The sequence below is a fragment of the Dyella silvatica genome, from assembly GCF_026283955.1.
GTDB lineage: Bacteria > Pseudomonadota > Gammaproteobacteria > Xanthomonadales > Rhodanobacteraceae > Dyella_C > Dyella_C silvatica.
The window spans coordinates 1-981 of sequence record NZ_JAPDPE010000229.1 but is presented as its reverse complement, the minus strand read 5'-3'; the positions used below and the strand labels follow the sequence as shown (position 1 = coordinate 981).

Below are 981 nucleotides of genomic sequence, written 5' to 3'. Positions count from 1 at the left end.
ATCACCGACCTGACCTATCACCCGCGCGGCTGGTTGCTTACCCGCACCGTGCGTGCCAACGCCGATGGCTCGGCCTCGGCCGGCGATGCGTTGACCCAGATCGCCTACGACGCCACCGGCAATGTCACCCAGGTCACCGACCCCGATGGTGTCGCTGTCACTTACACCTACGATCCGGCCCACCGCCTGACCGACATCACCGATGTGCTCGGCAATCGCATCCACTACACGCTGGATGCGGCGGGTAATAAGACCAAGGAAGAGACCTTCGATGTCGGCGCGGTCGTGCGTCGTTCGCTGACGCGCAACTTCAATACCCTGGGCCAGTTGACCACGGTCACCGATGCCCTCAGCCACACCGTCTTCAACGCCAGCTACAGCGACAGCTACGACGCCAATGGCAACCTGGTGCACACCGCCGATGCCCTGGGCACGCAGCGCAAGCAAAGCTACGACGGCCTCAACCGCCTGGTCAGTACGCTGGACAACTACAACGGCACCGACACGGCGACCCGGAACAGCAGCAGCGTGTTCGCCTACGACGCACTGGACCGGCTCGAAGGCGTCAGCGATCCCGATGGCCTCAACACTACCTACGGCTATGACGGCCTGAACAACCCCACCAGCCTGCAAAGCCCGGATACCGGCAATGCCAGCGCCAGCTACGATGCCGCCGGCAACCGCCTGAGCCAGACCGATGCCCGCGGCGTCACCACCAGCTTTAGTTACGACGCGCTAGGTCGCCGCACCACCCAGACCTACACCGACACCAGCCAGAACATCACGTATGCCTATGACGAGGTCGACAGCGTCACCGGCTGCAGCGGTGCGGTGTCCCTGGGCCGGCTTACCCGGATCATCGAAAGTACGACCACCACGGTGTACTGCTACGACCGTCTCGGCCGTCGCTCCAGCAAACAGCTGACCGTGGCTGGAAACACCGCCACCACCCGCTACGGCTATACCGCCGGTAGCCGCCTC

1 pseudogene is annotated in these 981 nt (G+C 64.0%); it reads left to right on the top strand.

What is annotated here, in order from left to right:
• Positions 1-981: pseudogene (locus OUZ52_RS22810) on the top strand (hypothetical protein); the annotation flags it as partial.